The organism is Actinomadura meyerae (assembly GCF_900188445.1).
GTDB classification, from domain to species: domain Bacteria; phylum Actinomycetota; class Actinomycetes; order Streptosporangiales; family Streptosporangiaceae; genus Spirillospora; species Spirillospora meyerae.
In genome coordinates this window covers 116339-137349 of the sequence record NZ_FZOR01000002.1, presented here as the reverse complement: position 1 = coordinate 137349, position 21011 = coordinate 116339, and the positions used below count along the sequence as shown (strand labels likewise).

The following is a 21011-nucleotide window of genomic DNA, read 5'->3' as shown; positions in this document are numbered from 1 at the left end:
GCGCCCGGGCGCGCTAGTTCTCGTCCCGGCCCTCTTCGCTGTCGATCACGCCGTCGACGTAGCCGCGGGCGTACTCCCAGCTCACGTAGTCGACGGGGTCGGGGGACAGCGCGGGCTCGTGGACGCGCGGCAGCCCGGCGTCCAGCAGGTGGCGCAGGTTGCCGTGCAGCAGCTCCCAGTCGATGTAGTGCAGCTTGCCGCAGTCGCCGCAGTCGACCGTGAGGCCGCGCACGCCGAGCGGCTCCAGCAGCGCGCGGAAGACCTCCAGGTCGGCGAGGTCGGCCAGCACGTCCTCCCGCTCCGTCACGCTGAGCGGAGCGGCCTCGTCGCCTGGGTCGCCGAGCGCCGCCGCCGGATCCTCCGGGTCCCCGGCGAACGGGTCGAGCGGTGCGTCGTCGTGCACACTCCCACGCTACTGCCGCGGCCCCCGAAAGGTGCACCCCCCGGTCTCCTCTGTGCGCGAACAATCACGTGGCGTGTCCGTCCGGTGGGGGAATGCTCAGGGGTGTCCGGCGTGTTCCCTGATGTCACCAAGGCCACGCGGCCGCGGCCCGCAACAGCCCGCGCCGGTGCGGGCGGACGCCCTACCATGGGGACAGGGTCCTTGTGACCTGGCCCGATGCCGCAACCGATACGGGAAGGTTGTCATGAACCCCGCCGCCGAGCCCGACAAGTTCCTTCCGCAGGGCCTGACCTTCGACGATGTGCTCCTGCTCCCGGGCTACTCCGACCTCCAGCCCGGCGAGGCCGACACCACGACCCGGCTCACCCGCGAGATCTCGCTGCGGATCCCGCTCGTCTCGGCGGCGATGGACACGGTCACCGAGGCGCGCACGGCGGTCGCCATGGCGCGGCAGGGCGGCATCGGCGTGCTGCACCGCAACATGTCGATCGAGGACCAGGCCGAGGAGGCCGACCGGGTCAAGCGGTCCGAGTCCGGGATGATCACCAACCCGGTCACCTGCCTGCCGGACGCCACGCTCGCCGACGTCGAGGAGCTGTGCTCCCGCTACCGGATCTCCGGCGTGCCGGTGACGGACGTGCGCGGCGTGCTGGTCGGCATCGTGACCAACCGCGACATGCGCTTCGAGTCGGACCTGTCCCGCCCGGTCCGCGAGGTGATGACCCCGATGCCGCTGGTGACGGCGCCGGTGGGGGTGTCGCGGGACGAGGCGTTCCGGCTGCTGGCGGGCAACAAGGTCGAGAAGCTCCCGCTCGTGGACGCCGACGGCCGGCTCAAGGGCCTCATCACCACCAAGGACTTCACCAAGAGCGAGCAGTACCCGGCCGCGACCAAGGACGCCGACGGGCGGCTGCTGGTCGCCGCGGCCGTCGGCGTCGGCGAGGACGCGATCCGCCGCGCGAAGGCGCTGATCGAGGCCGGCACCGACGTGATCATCGTGGACACCGCGCACGGCCACTCCAAGGGCGTCGCCGACACGGTCGCCTCGATCAAGGGCAACTCGGGCGTGCAGGTCGTCGGCGGCAACGTCGCCACCGAGGCCGGCGCGCAGCTGCTGGTGGACGCGGGCGCCGACGCGATCAAGGTCGGGGTCGGGCCGGGCTCCATCTGCACCACCCGGATCGTCGCCGGCGTCGGCGTCCCGCAGATCACCGCGATCTCCGAAGCGGCCCGCGCGGCGCGGCCGGCCGGGGTCCCGGTGATCGGGGACGGCGGCCTGCAGTACTCCGGCGACATCGCCAAGGCGCTGGTCGCGGGCGCCGATACCGTCATGCTCGGCAGCCTGCTCGCCGGGGTCGAGGAGTCCCCGGGCGAGCTGATCTTCGTGCACGGCAAGCAGTACAAGTCCTACCGCGGCATGGGGTCGCTCGGCGCGATGCGCAACCGCGAGCGCGGCGCGTCCTACTCCAAGGACCGCTACGCCCAGGCCGACGTCAGCGCCGAGGAGAAGCTGATCCCCGAGGGCGTCGAGGGCCAGGTGCCCTACCGCGGCCCGCTCGCCAACGTCGCGCACCAGCTCGTCGGCGGCCTGCACCAGTCCATGTGGTACGCGGGCACCCGGACGATCCCCGAGCTGCAGGAGCGCGGCCAGCTCATGCGGATCAGCGTCGCCGGGCTCCGGGAGAGCCACCCCCACGACATCCAGATGACCGTCGAGGCCCCGAATTACCAAGGCCGTTAGAATTCCCAGGGTAGGAACCCAAACCTGAAACAACCGAAACGTCGCGATCGCGTGCGAAGCCAGGTTCGAGCTTGCGAGAGCCTGATCGCGCAGCGAGCCCCCTGGGCGAGTCGGAGCGATGCAGCGATCGCCGCGTCGCCCGCCGAAGGAAGGTGCTCCAGCACCTGACGCCGAGGGCGATGAAAGGAACAGAGTGGCTGCTGAGGTGGAGATCGGCCGGGGCAAGAGCGGCCGCCGGGCGTACGCCTTCGACGACATCGGCATCGTGCCGTCCCGCCGGACGCGCGACCCCGAGGAGGTCAGCGTCGCCTGGCAGATCGACGCCTACCGGTTCGAGATGCCGCTGGTCGTCGCGCCGATGGACAGCGTCGTCAGCCCGGCCACCGCGATCGCCGTCGGCCGGCTCGGCGGCCTCGCCGTGCTCGACCTCGAAGGGCTGTGGACGCGCTACGAGAATCCCGAGCCGCTGCTCGCCGAGATCGCCTCGCTGGACGACGTGCGCGCCACCCAGCGGCTCCAGGAGATCTACACCGAGCCGATCAAGGAGGAGCTGATCGGCCGCCGGATCGAGGAGGTCCGGGAGGCGGGCGTCACCGTCGCGGCGCGGCTGTCCCCGCAGCGCACCGCGCAGTTCCACAAGGCCGTGATCGACGCGGGCGTCGACCTGTTCGTGATCCGCGGGACGACCGTGTCCGCCGAGCACGTGTCCGGCCGCGCCGAGCCGCTGAACCTCAAGCAGTTCATCTACGACCTCGACGTCCCGGTGATCGTCGGCGGCTGCTCCACCTACACGGCCGCGCTGCACCTGATGCGCACCGGCGCGGCCGGGGTGCTGGTCGGGTTCGGCGGCGGCTCCGGGCACACCACGCGGACCGTCCTCGGCGTCGCCGTCCCGATGGCGACCGCGGTCGCGGACGTGGCCGCCGCCCGCCGCGACTACATGGACGAGTCCGGCGGCCGGTACGTGCACGTCATCGCCGACGGCGGCATGGTCAACAGCGGCGACATCGCCAAGGCGTTCGCGTGCGGCTCCGACGCGGTGATGGTCGGCTCCCCGTTCGCCCGCTCGACCGAGGCCCCGGGCCGCGGCTACCACTGGGGCAGCGAGGCGCACCACGGCGACGTCCCGCGCGGCACCCGCCTCGACCTCGGCACGATCGGGACGATGGAGCAGATCCTGCACGGCCCGTCCCATGTCGCGGACGGCTCGATGAACCTCATCGGGGCGCTGCGCCGCGCGATGGCCACCGCCGGGTACACGGAGTTGAAGGAGTTCCAGCGGGTACAGGTCGTCGTGGCCCCCCGCATGTCCACCGACTGAGACCGACCCCACCCCCCATTGGGGAAATTTCCGTGGTGGACCCGTCCTTACTAGTGGGTAGGTACTGCTCGGAAACCGAACGCTGTGGGGGGATAAGCGATGACGGCATCACCGGTGACGGGCCTCGGAAGCTCCCGGCTGGGTCCGGCCGAACGCGCCGCGGCGCTCGACCGGATGGCCCGCGAAGAGTTCGATGTGGTCGTCGTGGGCGGCGGCATCGTCGGCGCGGGCGCGGCACTCGACGCGGCCACCCGCGGCCTGTCGGTCGCGGTGGTCGAGGCCCGCGACTTCGCGTCCGGCACCTCGTCGCGCTCCTCCAAGCTGATCCACGGGGGCCTGCGCTACCTGGAGCAGTACAACTTCGACCTCGTCCGGGAGGCGCTGACCGAGCGGAGCCTGCTGCTCCAGACGATCGCGCCGCACCTGGTCAAGCCCGTCCCGTTCCTGCTGCCGACGACGCACCGCGTGTGGGAGCGGGCGTACCTCGGTGCGGGCGTGGCGCTGTACGACGCGCTCGCGTTCCAGATGGGCAGCACGCGCGGCGTCCCGCACCACCGGCACCTGACCCGGCGCGGGGCGCTGCGGCTGGCGCCGTCCCTGCGCAAGGACGCCTTCGTCGGCGCGATCCAGTACTGGGACGCGCAGGTCGACGACGCCCGCTTCGTGATGATGCTGCTGCGGACGGCGGCGCAGTACGGCGCGCAGGTCGCGTCCCGCACCCAGTGCCTCGGCTTCCTGCGCGAGGGCGAGCGCGTCACCGGGCTGCGCATCCGCGACCTGGAGGGCAACACGACCAGCGAGGTCCGCGCGAAGCAGGTCGTGAACGCCACCGGCGTCTGGACGGACGACATCCAGGAGCTCGTCGGCGGGCGCGGCCAGATCCACGTGAAGGCGTCCAAGGGCATCCACCTGGTCGTCCCCAAGGACCGCATCCACTCCTCGACGGGGATCATCCTGCGCACGGAGAAGTCCGTGCTGTTCGTGATCCCGTGGGGGCGGCACTGGATCATCGGCACCACCGACACCGCGTGGGACCTCGACCGGGCGCATCCGGCCGCGTCGAAGGCCGACATCGACTACGTCCTCGACCACGTCAACGCGGTGCTCTCCACGCCGCTCACGCACGACGACGTGGAGGGCGTCTACGCGGGCCTGCGCCCCCTTCTCACGGGCGAGACCGACGAGACGTCCAAGCTGTCCCGCGAGCACGTGGTCGCGCACCCCGTGCCCGGCCTCGTCCTGGTGGCGGGCGGCAAGTACACCACGTACCGGGTCATGGCCAAGGACGCCATCGACGCGGTCGCCCACGGCCTGGACGGCAAGGTCGCCGAGTCGTGCACGGACCGCATCCCGCTCGTCGGCGGCGACGGCTTCCAGGCGATGTGGAACGCGCGCCACCGGCTGGCGTCCCGCTCCGGGCTGCACGTCGCCCGCATCGAGCACCTCCTGCGCCGCTACGGCACCCTGCTGGACGACCTGCTCGGCCTGATCGCCGACAAGCCGGACCTGGCCAAGCCGCTCACCGGCGCCGACGACTACCTGCGCGCCGAGGTCGTCTACGCCGCCACGCACGAGGGCGCCCGGCACCTCAACGACGTCCTCGCCCGCCGCACCCGCATCTCGATAGAGACCTGGGATCGCGGCGTCGGCGTCGCCCAGGAGGCCGCCGACCTGCTGGCCCCGGTGCTCGGCTGGTCGAAGAAGCAGCGCGACCGCGAGATCGAGTACTACCGCAAGCGGGTGGAGGCCGAGCGCGCGTCGCAGACGCAGGAGGACGACCAGGAGGCCAACGCCCACCGCCGCGGCGCTCCGGACATCGTCCCCGTGGCGACCCCGTGACCCCGGCCGCCCCCGGCCGGCCCCGCGCTCAGGCGGGGCGGCGGGGGCGGGGCGCCTGGACCAGCGACTTGCCGGTCGCGTAGAGGTCGGCGGGGACGCGGGCCGGGTCCAGGAGGTGCTGGAACGCCAGCCCGAAGTCGAGGGCCATGGTCAGGGCGGCCCGGTCGGCGGGCGCGATGCGGGCCGCCGGGTGGTCGGTGCCCCCGTCGGTGCCCCCGTCGGTGCCCCCGTCGGTGCCGCCGTCGCCGTCGGCGGGTTCGAGCTCGCGGGCCAGCCGGTCGCGGCGCTCGGCGTACCAGTCGGCGATGCGCCAGCCGGCGGCGTAGTCGCGCATGCCGTACAGCCAGAACTCGACCAGCAGCAGGGCGATCCTGCGGGGGCGGTCGGTGGCGGCGGAGGCGCCGTGGCGGGACGGGCGGCCGGTGAGGGCGGCCTCCCGGGCGGCGTCGCGCGCGGCGTCCCGCTCGGCGGCGCGGAGCTCGTCGCAGACCTCCGGCCCGGCGCAGTCGCTGGTGATGCGCTCCATCAGGGCCAGCAGCAGGTCGGTCTTGCCCGCGAAGTTGGAGTAGACGGCGCCCTTGGTGAGGCCCGCGGCCGCCGCGATGTCGTCCAGCGAGGCGCCGTGGATGCCGCGCTCGGCCCAGAGGCGCTCGGCGGCGGCGAGCAGGGCGGCGCGGGTCTGCTCGCGCCGGTCCCGGCGCGAGCGGGGACCGCCGCCGGACGGCGGCCGCCCGGCCGCCCCCGCCGCTGGCCGATGGTCGCCGTGGGCGTCCGTCATTCGCTGTTCCCTCCGTGTCGAGACCCGCTCCCCGTGCGCGCGGCCACGGTCCTCCGTCCGCGGTGCGCGCGCGAGATTCTCTCCCTCGGGGATACACCGGCCGGGCATGGTCAATCTCCCGGATGCGCAAGTCCGGGAGCTTGGAACGCTCCGTTCGGTGCCGCTTGTCAGGCAGAGGCGGACGTAACCCGATGAGGTGGGGCATATCACTGCAAGTAGCGCGTTACTTGCGGGTAGCCAAAATGGGCGGGTGGTCATACGCTGCCTGCATGGCATCCCCGACGGTCCCTGCCAAAGGCGCGGCAGAGCACACGCTCCCCCAGACCCTGATCGACCGGCTGGCCTCCCACGTCGCCTCGGGCGGCGCCGAGAGCACGACGATTCCCAGCCCGTTCACCGGTGAGCCCCTCGCGACCGTCCCGATCTCCGGTGCCGACGACGTCCGCGCGGCCTACGCGCGCGCCAGGGAGGCGCAGCGGGCCTGGGCGGCGCTGCCGGCGAGCGAGCGGGTCAAGCCGTTCCTGCGGCTGGCGGACGCGCTGGTCGCCCGGCGCGAGGAGATCCTCGACGTCATCCAGCTGGAGACGGGCAAGGCCCGCCGCCACGCGCTGGAGGAGTTCCTCGACGTGGCGCTGTGCTCGCTGTACTACGCCCGGCGGGCTCCGGGGCTGCTGAAGCCCAAGCGCCGCCAGGGCATGATGCCGGGGCTCACGCGGGTGCGGGAGCTGCGGCACCCGAAGGGCGTCGTGGCGCTGATCGCCCCCTGGAACTACCCGTTCGCGCTGGGCGCCAGCGACATCGCGCCCGCGCTGATGGCGGGCAACGCGGTGATCCACAAGCCGGACACCCAGACGTGCCTGTCCAGCCTGTGGGTGCTGGACCTGCTGGTCTCGCTCGGGCTGCCCCGCGACGTCTGGCAGATCGTCGTCGGCGACCCCGCGGAGATCGGCGACCCGCTGCTGGAGGAGGCCGACTACGTCTCCTTCACCGGCTCGACGCGCGGCGGCAAGGCGATCGCGGCCAAGGTCGCGCCCCGGCTGATCGGCTACTCGCTGGAGCTCGGCGGCAAGAACCCGATGATCGTCATGGCGGACGCCGACGTGGAGCGGGCCGCGCGCGGCGCCGTCCGGGCGTGCTTCACCAACGCCGGGCAGCTGTGCATCTCGATCGAGCGGATGTACGTCCACGAGGACGTCTACGACCGGTTCGTGCCCCGGTTCGTCGAGCTGGTGCAGGGCATGAAGCTCGGCACCGGCCTCGACTTCGAGGCCGAGATGGGCTCGCTGACCCACGCCCGCCAGCTCGACGCGGTGACCCGGCACGTCGACCAGGCCGTCAAGGAGGGCGCGACCGTCCTCGCGGGCGGCAAGGCGCGTCCCGACATCGGCCCGCTGTTCTACGAGCCGACCGTCCTCGCGGACGTGAACGGCGACATGGACCTGTGCGCCAACGAGACGTTCGGGCCCGTCGTCTCCGTCTACAAGTACCGGGACGAGGACGAGGTCGTCGCCCGCGCCAACGACACCGACTACGGCCTGAACGCGTCGGTGTGGACCAAGTCCCCGGCGCGGGCCCGCCGGCTGGCCGCCCGCATCCAGGCGGGGACGGTCAACATCAACGACGGCTACGGCGCCGCCTACGCGTCCTACGACTCGCCGATGGGCGGGATGAAGCAGTCGGGCGTCGGGCGCCGCCACGGGTCCGAGGGCCTGCTGAAGTTCACCGAGGTGCAGACCGTCGCGAGCCAGCACATCATGGACCTCGAACCCCCGTCCGGCATCGGCTACGACACGTTCGCCGGATACATGGCGAACGGCATCAGGCTCATGAAGAAGCTGCGGATCAAGTAGGGAACGCCCGTGAAGCATGACTTCGACGTGCTGGTGGTCGGGTCGGGGTTCGGCGGCAGCGTCTCCGCGCTGCGGCTGACCGAGAAGGGGTACAAGGTCGGCGTGATCGAGGCGGGCCGCCGCTTCGACACGAACCCGTCCGGTGCTCCGGGGGCCCGGTACCCCGAACTGCCCAAGACCAACTGGCGGATCGCGCGCTACCTGTGGGCGCCCGCGCTCGGCCTCACCGGCATCCAGCGGATGCACCTCATCCGCGGCGCGAAGTCGAGCCGCGTGATGGTGCTCGCGGGCGCGGGCGTGGGCGGCGGGTCGCTGAACTACGCCAACACGCTGTACGTCCCGCCGGAGCCGTTCTTCAAGGACCGGCAGTGGGCGCACATCACCGACTGGCGGGACGAGCTGGCGCCCTACTACGAGCAGGCCAAGCGCATGCTGGGCGTCGTCCAGAACCCCACGACGACCGCGGCCGACAAGGTCATGAAGCGGGTCGCCGACCGGATGGGCAAGGGCGACACGTTCGTGAAGACCCCGGTCGGCGTCTACTTCGGGCGCGGGGCCGGGATCGAGAGCGCCGACCCGTACTTCGGCGGGGCGGGCCCGCGCCGCCGCGGCTGCATGGAGTGCGGCGAGTGCATGGTGGGCTGCCGCCACGGCGCGAAGAACATGCTCACGGAGAACTACCTCTACCTCGCGGAGAAGGCCGGCGCGCGGGTGATGCCGCTCAGCCGCGTCACCTCGGTCCGGCCGCTGCCCGGCGGGGGGTACCGGGTCGAGATCGTCCGGACGGGCTCGTTCGGACGCGACCGCAAGACGTTCACGACCGAGCAGGTGGTGTTCGCCGCGGGCACCTACGGGACGCAGAAGCTGCTGCACAAGCTCAAGGCGACCGGCGCGCTGCCGCGCCTGTCGGACCGGCTCGGCGCGCTGACCCGCACGAACTCCGAGGCGATCCTCGGCGGCGGGCGCCGCAACGGCAAGCCGGGCCCGGACTTCTCCGAGGGCGTGGCCATCACGTCCTCGTTCCACCCGGCGCCGGACACGCACGTCGAGCCCGTCCGGTACGGGCGGGGCTCCAACCTCCTCGCCGGGTTGCAGACCCTGCTCGTCGACGGGGACCGGCCCGGTGAGCGGCACACGCCCCGGATCCGCAAGTTCGCCCGCGAGGCGGTGCGGCGGCCGCGCGACCTCGTCCAGCTCTTCGACGTGCGGCGCTGGTCGGAGCGGACGGTGATCGCGCTGGTCATGCAGACCCGGGACAACTCGATCACGCTGCGGCCGAAGAGGGGGCCCTTCGGCTGGGACGTCCGCGCGACCGCCGGGCACGGCGAGCCGAACCCGACCTGGATCCCGGAGGGGCACGAGGCGACGCGGCTGATCGCCGACGAGATCGGCGGCATCGCGGGCGGCACGTGGGGCGACCTGTTCGACGTCCCGATGACCGCGCACTTCCTCGGCGGCTGCGCGATCGGCGACTCGCCGGAGTCCGGCGTCATCGACCCCTACCACCGCGTCTACGGGCACCCGGGGCTGCACATCGTGGACGGCTCCGCCGTATCGGCCAACCTGGGCGTGAACCCGTCGCTGACCATCACGGCCCAGGCTGAGCGCGCCATGTCGTTCTGGCCCAACCGCGCCGAGGACGACCCGCGCCCCGCACTGGGCGAGGGCTACCGCCGCATAAGCCCCGTCCTGCCGAAGAACCCGGTCGTTCCCGCCACGGCTCCGGCGGCCTTGCAGCTGCCCATCGTCGACATCACCTGATCGTCCCGCCGCATGGCGGAGCCCACCGCGAGAGTGCTCGCGGTGGGCTCGCGTTGGGGCTGGCAGGGTGTTCAGGTCATGCGCGGTAGGCAGCCCACTGGGACTGCATGCGCGCGTTCTGGCCCGGCGTGAACTCGTACATGCACGAGTCGTAGCTGTAGTCCATGAAGTTGTGGATGGGGTCCACGCCCGTGGAGGAGCAGGTGTCGCGGCCGGTCGGGCAGCCCGAGGCGGGGCTCCGCTCGGCGGGGGTGTCGGAGACCTGGTCTCCCTGGCCGCTGCATCCGCCCTGGAACGTGTGGTAGAGCCCCATCCAGTGGCCCACCTCGTGGGTGGCGGTGTCACCCTCGTTGTAGTTGCCGATGGCGCCGCCCGGCAGGCTCTGGTAGTGGATGACGACGCCGTCCATCGAGGGCTGGGACCGGTAGCTGCTCGGGAACGTCGCCCAGCCGAGGAGGCTGGAGCCGAGGTCGGCGGTGTAGATGTTGAGGTCCTGCGCGTTGCCCGTGTGCAGGGCGTTCTTCATCTGCCGCTCGTAGCCCTCCGGGTTGGAGAACCAGGACGCGTTGTTCGTGCGCCTGATCTCCGCCAGGGTGAACGAGACGCCGCTGTCCGAGTAGGCGTCGTTGAGGACGTCGAGCTGCTGCCGCAGGGTCGTGTCGGAGACGTTGCCCGCGCTGCCGTAGACGACCTGGAAGTGCACCCTGACCGTGATGGCCGCGGCCGTGCGCATCCCCTTGAGCTTGCCGACCCGGTTCTGGAAGTCCCGCTCCATCGCGGCGACCTTGGCCGCGCTCGGCTGGTTCCGCTCGGTGGCGTGGGCGCCCGCGCGGACGCGGGCCTGCGCGGGTTGCTCCACGCAGGCGTTGGTGGTGGACGTGGTGGTCGTGGGGGCGGCGAGGGTGGCGGGGGCGGCGGGCGCGTACGCCGTGAAGGCGGCGGCCAGGCCGAGGACGGTGGCGATTCCGGCGCGTTTCATGGAACTCCTTGGGGGCGGCGCGAGCGGGGGAGCGCGCGCGGGGGGAGCGGAGTCATCGCTGGAACAAGGGTGAATGCGAACAAACATCACGTCTTTGGCAAACCTGGACGAATCAGAAAGGACAACGCTGAATACGGCGCCATAGCGCGGCGGCGTAGCGTTGCCCGCATGGACGTTAAGGCGGAGGCCGCGCGGGTTTTGGCAGAGTTGCGCGCCTTGGGGGATCCGGCGCGCGCGCAGAGCGAAAAGAGGTATCTGAAGAGCGAGTTCGTTCACATCGGCGTGACCGTGCCCGCGCTTCGCAAAGTGGCCCTTTCGACGGTCAAGGGCAAGCCCACGCGGGACGAGGTGCTGTCGCTGGCCCGGCTCCTGTGGGACGTCACCGACGACGGGCAGCCCGTCCACGAGGCCCGCATGGCGGCGATCGAAGTGCTCGTCAAGCGTGCGGCTCTGCTGGAGCCCCGCGACATGGAGACGGCCGAGGAGTTCATCCGCGACTCGGCCAGCTGGGTGTACGTCGACCACCTCGCGGAGAAGGTCGTCGGCGGCCTGGTCATGCGGCACCCGGACCTGGCACCGGTACTGGACGCCTGGGTCGCCGACCCCTACATGTGGATACGGCGTACGGCCGTCCTGGCGTTACTGCCGGGCGTCCGGACGGGAGACCCGGACCTTGAGCGGATCAGCCGGTACGGGGACGCGCTGCTGGACGAGCGCGAGTTCTTCATCCGGAAGGCCCTGGGATGGGTCCTCCGGGAACTCTCCAAGAAGGACCCGTCCTGGGTGGTGGAGTGGGTCGAGCCCCGCCTCGGCGCCATCTCGGGCGTGACGCTGCGCGAGGCCGTCCGGCGGCTGCCCGCGGAGGAGGCCGCCCGGCTCCGCGAGCGGCCCTCCTGAGCCGCGCCGCGGCGCTCCGGACGGGGTCAGGCGTTCTTGGACTTCTTGGGGGTCTCGGCGCGGTAGGCCGTCCACACCTGGTGCATACGGGCGCCCTGGCCCGCGGTGAACGACGTCATGCAGGTGTCGTAGCTGTAGTCCATGTAGTTGTGGATCGGGTCGGCGCCCGGGGCGGGGCAGGTGTCCTTGCCGGTCGGGCAGCCGTTCGACGGGTCGCGCTCGGCCGGGGTGTCGGCGACCCGGTCGCCCTGGCCGCCGCAGCCGTCCTGGAACGTGTGGTACAGCCCCAGCCAGTGCCCCACCTCGTGGGTGGCGCTGAAGCCCTTGTTGAAGTGCTGGATGGACCCGCCCGGCATGCTGCCGTAGTGGATGGTCACCCCGTCCATCTTGGGGTCGGCCTGGTACTTCCACGGGAACGTCGACCAGCCGAGCAGGTTCCCGCCGATGTTGGTGCTGTAGAGGTTCAGCGTGCCCTTGCCGCCCTGGTGCAGCATCGGCTTGTACATGCCCTCGTAGCGCTCCGGGTCGCGGAACCAGGCCGCGCTGTCGGATCGGCTGACCCCGTGGAGCGCGAAGGAGACGCGCGTGTCCGCGCCGCCGTTGCGCCCCCCGTAGGAGGCGTTCAAGGTGGCGATCTGCCGGTCGATCGCGGCCTTGGAGACGTTGCCCTGCTGCCCGTCGTGGATCACGTGGAAGAACACCGGGATCGTGAGCCGCGGCGCCGAGCGGAGGTCGCGGGCGTGCGACTGGCCGCCGGACCGGTCGGCCGGCCCCGCGCCGAGCCGGTCCAGGAGGCGGTTGAGCCGCTCCTCCACGGTGGCGGCCTGCGCCGGCGTCAGGTCGTTGCGCTCCCGGCCGTGGGCGCCCGTCCGCAGGCGCGCCTGCGGGTGCGCCTGCGGGTGCGCGCAGTCGCCGCCGGCCGTGCGCGCGGAGGCGGCGGGATGCGCGGGCGCGGCGGGGCGCGGCCCGGACGGCATGGACGGCGCTGCCGGGACGAGCGCGGCGAGCAGGGCGGTGGCGGCGAGCAGCTTCACGGCACTCCTAGGGAGGTCGCTTGCGGACGGGAGCCATGCAGGCATGCGCGTTCGACTACAGGGCGTCATTAACTCGTATCAGAACGCGGCGGTCCGTTGAGTGTGATCAAGGTAAACGGATGCCGACCGTTACCGGACAGTCGCGCCATGTGAGGGCCGTGATGGGGGTGCGGGGGCATAGGCGCAGGCAGCGGGCCCGTAGACTGGGAGCCCCTTCCGGCCGTGCGAAAGGCTCAGTTGGTGGCCGCAGACCAGTCCTTTGACACCGTTCTCGTCGTCGACTTCGGCGCGCAGTACGCGCAGCTGATCGCGCGGCGCGTCCGCGAGTGCCATGTGTTCAGCGAGATCGTCCCGTCGACCATGCCGGCGGAGGAGATGCTGGCCAGGCGGCCGAAGGCGATCATCCTGTCCGGCGGACCGGCGTCGGTGTACGCGGAGGGCGCGCCGGTGGCGCCCGAGGGGCTGTTCGAGATCGGCGTCCCCACGCTCGGCATCTGCTACGGCCACCAGGTGATGGCGCAGGCCCTCGGCGGGACGGTGGAGAACTCCGACGTCGCCGAGTACGGCGGCGCGACCGTGGCCGTCACGTCCCCGGGCATGCTGTTCGCGGGGCTGCCGCACGAGCAGGCGGTGTGGATGTCGCACCGCGACTTCGTCAGCAGCGCCCCGTCCGGCTTCACGGTGACGGCGAGCACCGACGTCACGCCGGTCGCCGGCATGGAGGACCGCGAGCGCGGCTTCTTCGGCGTCCAGTTCCATCCGGAGGTTCTGCACACCGAGCACGGAATGGAGATCCTGCGTCGCTTCCTGTACGAAGGCGCCGGATGCCGTCCGAACTGGACGATGGTCAACATCGCCGAGGAGTCGATCGAGGCCGTCCGGCGGCAGGTCGGCGGGCGCCGGGCGATCTGCGCGCTGTCGGGCGGGGTGGACTCCGCGGTCGCCGCCGCGCTCGTCCAGCGGGCCATCGGCGACCAGCTGACCTGCGTGTTCGTCGACCACGGGCTGCTGCGCAAGGGCGAGCCCGAGCAAGTCGAGAAGGACTTCGTCGCCGCCACCGGCGTGAACCTGCACGTCGTCGACGCCCAGGACCGGTTCCTCGCCGCGCTGGACGGCGTCGCCGACCCCGAGCAGAAGCGCAAGATCATCGGCCGCGAGTTCATCCGGGTGTTCGAGGCGGCCGCCCGGGAGATCGTCGGCGAGGACGCCGACGAGCCGGTCGAGTTCCTCGTCCAGGGGACCCTCTACCCGGACGTGGTCGAGTCGGGCGGCGGCACCGGCGCCGCGAACATCAAGTCGCACCACAACGTCGGCGGGCTCCCCGACGACCTGCAGTTCGAGCTGATCGAGCCGCTGCGCACGCTGTTCAAGGACGAGGTCCGCGCGCTGGGCGAGCAGCTCGGCCTGCCGACCGAGATCGTCTGGCGGCAGCCGTTCCCCGGCCCCGGCCTCGGCATCCGGATCATCGGCGCCGTCACGCGCGAGCGCCTCGACATCCTCCGCGACGCCGACGCCATCGCCCGCGAGGAGCTGACCCGCGCCGGCCTCGACCGCGACATCTGGCAGTTCCCGGTGGTGCTGCTGGCCGACGTCCGCTCCGTCGGCGTGCAGGGCGACAGCCGCACCTACGGCCACCCGATCGTGCTGCGTCCCGTCACCAGCGAGGACGCCATGACGGCCGACTGGGCGAAGCTGCCCTACGACCTCCTGCAGCGGATCTCCACCCGCATCACCAACGAGGTCCGCGAGATCAACCGCGTCACGGTCGACATCACCTCCAAGCCCCCGGGCACCATCGAGTGGGAGTGAGCGGCCGGGCCCCATGAGCGGTAGGGCCGCGTGAACGGCGGAAGGCCCGGACGGGGAAACCGTCCGGGCCTTCCGCCGTTCGAAGAGCGGGTCCGCCGTGTCAGACGGCGGCGGTCGCCGGGGCCAGCGCGGCCTCGGCGTCCAGGGTCGCGGCCGCCGCGTTGACGACGGCGGCGATCCGCAGCGCCTCCTGGACGAGCTCGCGGGACAGGCCGGCCTCGCGGACGACCTTCTCGTGCGACTCCAGGCAGCGCCCGCAGCCGTTGATCGCCGACACGGCGAGGCACCACAGCTCGAAGTCGACCTTGTCGACGCCCGGCTTGCCGATGATGGACATCCGCAGCTTGGCGGGCAGCGTCGCGTAGGTCTCGTCCCCGATGAGGTGGGTGGCGCGGTAGTACACGTTGTTCATCGCCATGATCGACGCGGCGCCCTTGGCCGCCTCGAACGCCTCGGCGGACAGGTAGTCGCCCGCCTCCTCGGCCAGCTCGCGGATGACGACGGCGCTCCGGGTGGCGAGGGCGCAGGCCAGGACCGTCCCCCACAGCTGCTGCTCGGTGAGCTGCGAGGTGGAGGTCAGCGAGCCGAGGTTGAGCTTGGTGTCCTTGGCGTAGCCGGGGAGGGCGCCCTTCAGCGCGTCAACGCTCATGATCAAGTGTCCTTTCCAAGCGAACGGCCGGCCGCGCGACGCGGCCGGCCGGGAACGGGCGGGGCGGGATCAGGCGCCGGCCAGCAGCTTGGCGGCGTCGAGGGTCTCCTCGCCCTTGTTCCAGTTGCAGGGGCACAGCTCGTCGCTCTGCAGCGCGTCGAGGACCCGCAGGACCTCCTTGACGTTGCGGCCGACGGACCCGGCGGTCACCATCGCGAACTGGATCTCGTTGTTCGGGTCGACGATGAAGGTCGCGCGCTGCGCCACGCCGTCCGCGGTGAGGATGCCGAGGGCCTCGCTCAGCTCGCGCTTGAGGTCCGACATCATCGGGAACGGGATCTCGCGCAGGTCCGGGTGGTCCTTGCGCCACGCGAAGTGGACGAACTCGTTGTCGACGGACGCGCCGAGCACCTGGGCGTCGCGGTCGGCGAAGTCCTCGTTGAGGCGGCCGAACTCGGCGATCTCGGTCGGGCACACGAAGGTGAAGTCCTTCGGCCAGAAGAACACGACGCGCCACTTGCCCTCGTAGGACTTGTGGTTGATCGTCTCGAACGCGTTCTCGGCGTCCAGCGAGACGCAGGCGGTGAGCTCGTACTCGGGGAACTGGTCACCGACAGTAAGCACGCATGCTCCTTCGTCATGAGAGTGGGTCGCCTCCGCATGAGGAGGCGCAGGAGGGCCGCGGGGTCTCCGCCTCGGCGGCCGATGTCACTCAGCGTGCCGCCGCTCGATCGAAAAGAGAAATCGATGAATCCCACGAATGCGATAGGCGCCGCCTATCAATCCCGCGAGCAGCGCGGTGACCAGCGAAGATGATGCGCCCCTGGCGGCCCGCCCGAGTGATCGGTAGACGTAAATCACATAGACTCACGACAAATCGGGCCTAACCCTGCGTAGTGCGCAAGTTTAGGGCGTTCGGCTTTCCGTGCACAACAGGTGACCAATGGGTCACCCCGGCGGGGGCGCTACCGTCCGTGATGTTCCGCCTGCGGCAGGGCCGCCCGGAGGACGTCCCGGAGCGGCGTCGGCGGGCGGCCCAGCAGGCGGCCGAGGGCGGGGTCGACCCCGGCGAACTCGCCCCGGCGGCTCGCGGTGAACATGGCGGTCAGCATGTCCGCGGCGAACTCGGGGACGCCGTGCGCGGTCAGGCCCGCCCGGTACTCGGCGTCCGGGACGACCACGTGCCGGATCGGACGCCCGGTGATCTCCGCGGCCAGGGCCGCGACCTCGGACATGCCGAGGGCCTCGCCCGCCGTCAGCGCCGGTGTCGGGCCGTCGAAGGTCTCCCCGGCCAGGACGGCCGCGGCCGCCTCGGCGAGATCGGCGTGGGCCGTCCAGGACACCGGGCCGTCCTCCGGCACGGCCAGTTCGCCGGTCCGCAGCGCGGCGCCGAGGACGGCCGCCGTCGTGGACGCGTAGAAGCCGTTGCGCAGCACGGTGAAGGGGACGCCCGACGCCCGCAGCGCCTCCTCCGTGGCCGCGTGGTCGCGCATGGGCGGGAAGGCGGACGCCGCGCTCGCCCCCATGTGGCCGGTGTAGAGGATCCGGCGGGCACCGGCGGCCTTGGCCGCGCCGATCGCGGTGCGGTGCAGGCGCAGCGTCTCCTCGCCGATGCCGTCGGCTGAGATGATCATGACCTGCGACGCGCCCTCGAACGCGCGGGCGAGACTCGCGGGGTCGGCGAAGTCGCCCCGCCGGACGCGGACGCCCCGCTCGGCGAGATCGGCGGCCTTCTCCGGGTTCCGGACGCTCGCGCCGACCCGGTCCGCGGGGACGCGGTCGAGCAGCCGCTCGACGGTCGCGCGGCCGAGCTTCCCGGTCGCTCCGGTAACGATGATCACAGCGTTCTCCCTGGTCCGCGGCGTGCCGGCGGCATGCGGATGCGCCGCGCCACCGACGTCTGAATCAGTGCTAACGCCGTCACGTTAGCATCGATAGGAGATCAGCGCTAACAGTGTTCTGTTATCGTCATTAGCATGCAGGTCGACGACATGGCGGCCGGGGACGGGCCGCGGGAGCGCATCCTCGCGGCCACCGCCGATCTCCTCGCCGAGGGCGGGCGCGAGGCCGTCTCGACGCGCGCGATCGCGGCGGCCGCCGGCGTCCAGGCGCCCACCATCTACCGGCTCTTCGGCGACAAGCAGGGCCTGCTCGACGCCGTCGCCGCGGCGGGCTTCGCGGCCTACCTGAGCGGCAAGAGCGCCCCCGAGCCCGCCGCCGACCCGGTGGACGACCTGCGCGCCGGCTGGGACGAGCACCTCGCGTTCGGCCTGGCCAACCCGGCCCTCTACCTGCTGATGTGCGAGCCCCGCCCCGGCGCGGCCCCGCCGGCCGCGCTCGCCGGGATCGAGATCCTCGCCGCCCGCGTCCGGCGGATCGCTGCGGCCGGCCGGCTGCGCGTCGCCGAGGACCGGGCCGTCCGGCTCGTCCACGCGGCCGGCTCCGGCACGACCATCGCGCTGATCGCGATGCCCGAGGGCGAGCGCGACATGGAGCTGTCGGTGCTGGCCCGGGAGGCCGTCATCGCGGCGATCACGACGGACGCTCCGGCGCCGGCGGAGGCCGGCCCGGTGGCCGCCGCGGTCGCCCTGCGCGCCGCGCTTCCGCGGGCCGGCGCGCTGAGCGAGGGTGAGCGCGGCCTCATGCGGGAGTGGCTCGACCGCATCGCCGACGCGCCCGGCTGACGGCGCGCTCCACTCAGCGGGCGCGTCCGGCGGCGCGGGTCGCCGCGTGGTGGGCCAGGGCTTCGGCGGCGTCGGCGAACATGTCGGCGAGGCCGGCCGGGGTGGCGTCGAGTTCGCCGTCCAGCCAGGCGATGAGGTTCTCGCTCCAGCCCGCCACGAGCATCGTGGCGGTGAAGCGCACTTGCGCGTCCGCCGAGGAGGGGATGTCGTAGAACGCCCGCGCGTAGTCGATGACCTGGCGCGCGTTGCGGCGCAGGGCGGCGCGCTGGTGGGCGCGCAGGACGGGGCTGGCGGGCGCCTCGATCAGCGCCACCCGGATCTTGCGGGGGTCGGCGGCGCCCACCGCGAGGGTCTCCACGGCGGCGGAGCGGACGGTCGCGCGGAGCCCGGCGCCGGGTCCGGCGGCGGCGACGCCTCGCGCGGCGGCGTCGGTGATCTCGGTGATGATGCCGTCGTAGACCTCGCTCAGCAGCGCGTCCAGGTCGGTGAAGTTCTCGTAGAAGTAGCGCGGGTTGAGCCCGGCGCGCGCGCAGACGGCGCGCACCGAGGTCGCGGCCAGGCCCTCGGTGCCGAGCAGGTCGAGCGCGGCCTCCAGGAGCGCCGCGCGGCGGTCGGCGCGGCGGCGCTCGGCTGTGACGCCGCCGTAGGTGCGGGAACTCACCCCGCAATCTTGACACAGCCGTTGCCAGATCCTAGGTTTCTGGAAACGGCTGTAGCCAGATGGGGAGGCCCCTGCCATGTCCCTGACCACCGCACCGGACATGGGGAAGATCTTCACCCCGCTGATGCACGAGCACGACTACGCCGTCGACGAGATCGACGGGGCGCTGCCGTCCGGGCTCACCGGGACGCTGTACCGGATCGGCCCCGGCAAGTGGGAGGTCGGCCGCACCCTGATGCACCACCTGTTCGACGGTGACGGGATGGTGTCGCAGTTCGTCTTCGACGGGCGGTCGGTGCGGTTCCGCAACCGCTACGTCCGGACGCCGCAGTTCCGGGACGGCATGGTCGCCGGGCGGGCCAGGAAGCCCGGCGTCGGGACCGCGCTCCCGGGCGGGTTCTGGACGAACTTCGCGAAGGCGAAGGGCCCGGCGAACGCCGCCAACACCGGGGTCGCCGTGCACGCCGAGCGGCTGCTGGCCCTCTGGGAGGGCGGGCCGCCCCACCGGCTCGACCCCGACACCCTGGAGACGCTCGGCCTCGAGAACTTCGGCGGCCGGCTCCGGGGCATGCTCAAGGCGTTCTCGGCCCACCCGAAGTGGGACCCGGCGACCGGGGAGATGTTCAACTTCGGCCAGGACTTCGCGCCGTTCCCCTCGCTGAACTGCTACAAGGCGGATCGGCGGGGCCGGCTGCGGCGGCTCGCGTCCCTGCGCATGCTCGACATGCCGTGGAACCACGACATGGCGCTGACCCAGCGCCACCTGGTCTTCGTCCTGGACCCGTACATGTTCGACCTGCGGACGATGCTGCGCGGCGGTCCGATCTTCGACGCGATCCGGCACCGCCCGGAGAAGGGGACGCGGTTCGTGCTCGTGCCGCGCGACGGCGGCCCGGCGCGGGTCGTGGAGCACGAGACGCTCGTGCACCTCCACGTCGCCAACGCCTTCGACGACGGCACCGACACCGTCATCGACCTGGTGCGGTTCGACGACTACGAGGCGATCAGGCGCGACCTGGCCGGGTTCCGCACGAGCTTCCCCGGGCTGCCGTCCAGCCGGCTGATGCGGTACCGGATCACCCCGTCGGGACGGGTCATCGAGAGCCGCCTCGCCGACGTGATCGGCGAGTTCCCGCAGTTCGACTGGCGCCTCTCCACCCGCCGCCACAAGTACACCTACATGGCCGGACGCACCGGGTCCGCCGGTCAGTACGACTGCATCCTGAAGGTGGACAACGACACCGGCCGTACAGAGACTCACGAGGTCGGGTCCCACGCGTACGTGGGGGAGCCCATCTTCGTGCCCCGTTCGCCCGACGCGGCCGAGGACGACGGGTGGGTGCTGGCCGTGGTGTACCTCGCCGCAGAACACCGCTCCCAGCTCACCATCCTGGACGCCCGCGGCCTGGAGAGCGTCGCCACGCTCCAGTTGAAGCACCATCTTCCGTTCGGTTTCCACGGCACCTTCACGAGCCGTGTCGCCGACCCCGGCGCCCCCATTCCGCACCCCGACCGGCTCCCGGTGAGGTGACGACCCGGCCGCTGTGGTCAACACCACGGCGGCTTGACCAGGGGTGCATCACGTTCCGTGACAACGGTTCGATACCGTTCGATCGAGATGGCGACGAGCAGACCGACGGTGGCGCAGTTGCGGGCGTTCCTTGCGCTCGCCGAGCATCTGCACTTCCGGGACGCCGCCGCCGCGCTGCGCATGAGCCAGCCCGCGCTCTCCGGGGCCGTGGCCGCGCTGGAGAGCACCCTCGGAACCAGGCTGGTCGAACGGACGACCCGGAAGGTCCTGCTGACCCCCGCCGGGGAGCGGGTGGCACGGCGGGCGGAGGTCGTCCTAGCGGAACTGGACCGCCTGATGGACGAGGTCAAGGCCGTCCAGGGGACGCTGGTGGGGCCGCTCAGAGTCGGGGTCATCCCGACCGTCGCGCCGTACCTGCTGCCCCTGGTCCTGCCAAGGCTCGCCAAAGAGTTCCCCGACCTGGAGCTGTCGGTCCACGAGGAGCAGACCGAGCACATCGTCGCCGAGCTGCTCGCCGGACGCCTCGACGTGGTGCTGCTGGCGCTGCCCGTCGCGACGGAGGGCGTCGCGGAGATCGTCCTGTACGACGAGGACTTCGTGCTCGTCGCGCCGCCCGGGTTCGAGCTGGGCGACGAGGAGGTCCCGCGCGAGGCGCTGAACGACCTCGACGTCCTGCTGCTCAACAAGGGCCACTGCATGCGCGACCAGGCCCTCGACATCTGCCGGGACGTCGGCGCGCGCGCCGCCGCCGCGACGTACGCGACGAGCCTGGCGACGCTGGTCCAGCTCGTGTCGGGCGGGTTCGGCGTGACGCTCGTCCCGGAGACGGCGCTGCCGGTGGAGACCCGCCGGGCGCCGAACCTCGGCCTGCACCGGTTCGCGGCGCCGGCGCCGTTCCGCCGGATCGGGCTCGGCTACCGGTCGACGTCGCCGCGCGCGGAAGAGTTCGAGGCGCTCGCGGAGAGCATCCGCGCCGCCGTCGCCGACTCCGGTGTGGCGGACGGAGTGCGTCCCTGCGGGGCAAGCGCCGAAGCGTAAGGCTGCGGTAAACCGCGCCCAGGCGAGGTCAAGTCT

The 21011-nt window shown here is 72.1% G+C and carries 18 protein-coding genes; 10 read left to right on the top strand and 8 right to left on the bottom strand.

Features of this window, described 5'->3' with window-relative positions; translation table 11 throughout:
- Positions 1–13 precede the first annotated feature (13 nt).
- A complete protein-coding gene (locus CHF16_RS03370; protein WP_089324405.1) occupies positions 14–403 on the bottom strand; it encodes a DUF5319 domain-containing protein in 390 nt (129 codons plus the stop codon).
- 244 nt (positions 404–647) lie between these two features.
- Here CHF16_RS03370 and guaB point away from each other — a divergent pair, with 244 nt between their 5' ends.
- From guaB to glpD, 3 genes are all read left to right on the top strand, one after another.
- Complete coding sequence (guaB, locus tag CHF16_RS03365; RefSeq protein WP_089324404.1) at positions 648–2144, top strand: IMP dehydrogenase; 1497 nt, start codon at positions 648–650, stop codon at positions 2142–2144.
- A gap of 205 nt (positions 2145–2349) precedes the next feature.
- Positions 2350–3465 carry a GuaB3 family IMP dehydrogenase-related protein gene (locus CHF16_RS03360; RefSeq protein ID WP_089324403.1) on the top strand — a complete coding sequence of 372 codons (1116 nt, stop codon included), beginning with the start codon at positions 2350–2352 and terminating at the stop codon, positions 3463–3465.
- A gap of 99 nt (positions 3466–3564) precedes the next feature.
- Positions 3565–5304 carry a glycerol-3-phosphate dehydrogenase gene (glpD, locus tag CHF16_RS03355; protein WP_089324402.1) on the top strand — a complete coding sequence of 580 codons (1740 nt, stop codon included), beginning with the start codon at positions 3565–3567 and terminating at the stop codon, positions 5302–5304.
- 28 nt (positions 5305–5332) lie between these two features.
- On the opposite strand, the gene CHF16_RS03350 is transcribed toward glpD, so the two are convergent.
- Positions 5333–6082 (bottom strand): TetR/AcrR family transcriptional regulator, encoded by a 750-nt coding sequence (locus tag CHF16_RS03350; RefSeq protein ID WP_089324401.1) that lies wholly within the window; start codon positions 6080–6082, stop codon positions 5333–5335.
- 269 nt (positions 6083–6351) lie between these two features.
- Here CHF16_RS03350 and CHF16_RS03345 point away from each other — a divergent pair, with 269 nt between their 5' ends.
- Complete coding sequence (locus CHF16_RS03345) at positions 6352–7932, top strand: succinic semialdehyde dehydrogenase (protein WP_089324400.1); 1581 nt, start codon at positions 6352–6354, stop codon at positions 7930–7932.
- A 9-nt stretch (positions 7933–7941) separates the two neighbouring features.
- The gene (locus CHF16_RS03340; RefSeq protein WP_089324399.1) at positions 7942–9693 is read left to right on the top strand and encodes a GMC oxidoreductase; all 1752 of its coding nucleotides are present in this window, start codon (positions 7942–7944) and stop codon (positions 9691–9693) included.
- Between the two features lie 76 nt (positions 9694–9769).
- Here the strand turns inward: CHF16_RS03340 and CHF16_RS03335 are convergent, their stop codons facing one another.
- A complete protein-coding gene (locus CHF16_RS03335) occupies positions 9770–10672 on the bottom strand; it encodes a zinc metalloprotease (RefSeq protein ID WP_089324398.1) in 903 nt (300 codons plus the stop codon).
- Between the two features lie 168 nt (positions 10673–10840).
- On the opposite strand from CHF16_RS03335, the gene CHF16_RS03330 reads away from it, so the two are divergent.
- Positions 10841–11569 (top strand): DNA alkylation repair protein, encoded by a 729-nt coding sequence (locus CHF16_RS03330; protein ID WP_089324397.1) that lies wholly within the window; start codon positions 10841–10843, stop codon positions 11567–11569.
- Positions 11570–11595: 26 nt separating this feature from the next.
- Here the strand turns inward: CHF16_RS03330 and CHF16_RS03325 are convergent, their stop codons facing one another.
- Complete coding sequence (locus tag CHF16_RS03325; RefSeq protein WP_245868189.1) at positions 11596–12603, bottom strand: zinc metalloprotease; 1008 nt, start codon at positions 12601–12603, stop codon at positions 11596–11598.
- Positions 12604–12843: 240 nt separating this feature from the next.
- On the opposite strand from CHF16_RS03325, the gene guaA reads away from it, so the two are divergent.
- Positions 12844–14412 carry a glutamine-hydrolyzing GMP synthase gene (guaA, locus tag CHF16_RS03320; protein WP_245868188.1) on the top strand — a complete coding sequence of 523 codons (1569 nt, stop codon included), beginning with the start codon at positions 12844–12846 and terminating at the stop codon, positions 14410–14412.
- Between the two features lie 100 nt (positions 14413–14512).
- On the opposite strand, the gene ahpD is transcribed toward guaA, so the two are convergent.
- The 3 genes from ahpD to CHF16_RS03305 form a co-directional block, all read right to left on the bottom strand.
- The gene (gene ahpD, locus CHF16_RS03315; protein WP_089324618.1) at positions 14513–15061 is read right to left on the bottom strand and encodes an alkylhydroperoxidase, AhpD family; all 549 of its coding nucleotides are present in this window, start codon (positions 15059–15061) and stop codon (positions 14513–14515) included.
- A gap of 69 nt (positions 15062–15130) precedes the next feature.
- The gene (locus CHF16_RS03310) at positions 15131–15685 is read right to left on the bottom strand and encodes a peroxiredoxin (RefSeq protein WP_089324394.1); all 555 of its coding nucleotides are present in this window, start codon (positions 15683–15685) and stop codon (positions 15131–15133) included.
- Positions 15686–16026: 341 nt separating this feature from the next.
- The gene (locus CHF16_RS03305; protein WP_089324393.1) at positions 16027–16902 is read right to left on the bottom strand and encodes an NAD(P)H-binding protein; all 876 of its coding nucleotides are present in this window, start codon (positions 16900–16902) and stop codon (positions 16027–16029) included.
- A 135-nt stretch (positions 16903–17037) separates the two neighbouring features.
- Here CHF16_RS03305 and CHF16_RS03300 point away from each other — a divergent pair, with 135 nt between their 5' ends.
- Positions 17038–17745: a TetR/AcrR family transcriptional regulator gene (locus CHF16_RS03300; protein WP_089324392.1), complete on the top strand. Its 708-nt coding sequence runs from the start codon at positions 17038–17040 to the stop codon at positions 17743–17745.
- 13 nt (positions 17746–17758) lie between these two features.
- Here CHF16_RS03300 and CHF16_RS03295 read toward each other — a convergent pair whose 3' ends face one another.
- Complete coding sequence (locus tag CHF16_RS03295) at positions 17759–18406, bottom strand: TetR/AcrR family transcriptional regulator (protein ID WP_179271368.1); 648 nt, start codon at positions 18404–18406, stop codon at positions 17759–17761.
- A gap of 76 nt (positions 18407–18482) precedes the next feature.
- On the opposite strand from CHF16_RS03295, the gene CHF16_RS03290 reads away from it, so the two are divergent.
- Both CHF16_RS03290 and CHF16_RS03285 read left to right on the top strand, forming a co-directional pair.
- Positions 18483–19937: a carotenoid oxygenase family protein gene (locus CHF16_RS03290; RefSeq protein ID WP_089324390.1), complete on the top strand. Its 1455-nt coding sequence runs from the start codon at positions 18483–18485 to the stop codon at positions 19935–19937.
- Between the two features lie 87 nt (positions 19938–20024).
- Positions 20025–20975 carry a LysR substrate-binding domain-containing protein gene (locus CHF16_RS03285; RefSeq protein WP_089324389.1) on the top strand — a complete coding sequence of 317 codons (951 nt, stop codon included), beginning with the start codon at positions 20025–20027 and terminating at the stop codon, positions 20973–20975.
- Positions 20976–21011: the final 36 nt, after the last annotated feature.